General features: G+C 76.7%; 1 pseudogene. It reads left to right on the plus strand.

Features of this window, described 5'->3' with window-relative positions:
* Positions 1-463: 463 nt before the first annotated feature.
* Positions 464-1,317: pseudogene (locus CA983_RS43760) on the plus strand (hypothetical protein); the annotation flags it as partial.

A 1,317-nucleotide genomic window follows, 5' to 3' on the forward strand; every position in this document is an offset into this window, starting at 1 on the left:
GCAGGGTCCCGGGGCGCGCGGGGGTTCCGGTGCGCCGAGCGGGCCGGTCCCGCCGCTGCCGGGGCTCACTCCGCCACCGCATGCCAATCCTTCCGGTGGGGCATCGTCCATTCCGAGGCAGGGCCAGAGGCAGGCCTCCGGCTCGGCTCCGGCACCGGCTCCTTCTTCGGCGCCGTCTCCGGCTCCAGGGGCGCCTTTCACGCCGCCCGCGCCGTCGCCTGCTCCGGGCGCTCCGTTCACGCCTCCCGCGCCTCCCGCGCCTCCCGCGCCCTCGCCGGGTACGCCCTTCGCGCCGCCCGCGCCTGCTGCCGGGGGGTCGCCTGCCGGAGGGCCGGCTGCCGTGCCCCGGCTTCCCGTGGGGTTCGAGCCGCAGGGGGCGCAGTCCCCTGCGGCTCAGTCCCCGGGGGCTCAGCCGCCGGAGCGGACCGAAGCGCCCGCGGCGGATCCGGCCTCTCCTACGGCCATGCCGAACATCCCCGTCGGCGGGTATCAGGCGCGGTGGGCGCCGGCCGCTCCGACAGAGGCTCCGGCCACTCCGGCCACTCCGGCCACGCCCCCGGCTGCGGCTGCTCCGGCTGCTCCGGCTGCCGATGACGCGGAGCCGGAGAACGGTGATCTGGAGAGCGGTGCCACGATGCGGTTCTCCGCCGTTGCCCTGCAGCGGGAGATCGCGGAGCGTGCCGCCGAGGTCCAGGTCGAAGACAGGAGCAGGGACGAAGACAGCGCGGTCGCTTCCGGCCCGGCTGACGAGGCCGAGCCGGGCGAGGAGTCCGGCGGTGACGTCGAGGGCGCTCCGACCGACGCCGACGAGGACGTCTCCTCCGACACGGCGGCCGCAGTCGATGTGGCTGACGTGGTCGGCCCGGACGGTCCCGCTTCCGACGATGCCGACAGCGGGGACGCGGAACCCGCGGTGACCGCACCGGAGGAGGCAGCTCCCGAGGACGCCGCTCCGGAGGCAGAGGCGGAGACGGACGAGGCCGGGCCTCAGGAAGCCGGGCCTGAGGACTCCGGGCCTGAGGATTCCGTGCCTGCGGATGCGGACGCGGTGGACGCGGTGACTGCCGATGAGGGGCCGGATGCAGTGCCCGCGGACGAGGTCCCGGCCGCTCCCGAGCCGGCCGACGCACAGCCCGACGACGCCTCGCCCGACGACGCACAGGCCGACGACGCCTCGCCCCCCGACGCCCCGCCTGCCGACGCACGGACCGTGGGCTCCGAGCCCGCCGACTCGGTGCCCGCCGACGCTGCTCCCGAGGACAGCGGTCCGCAGGACGCCGCCGTGCCGGATGCGTCCGACGCACAGCCCGCCTGGAC

Origin of the sequence: Streptomyces swartbergensis, assembly GCF_002148965.1 — a bacterium.
Taxonomy (GTDB): Bacteria; Actinomycetota; Actinomycetes; order Streptomycetales; family Streptomycetaceae; genus Streptomyces; species Streptomyces swartbergensis.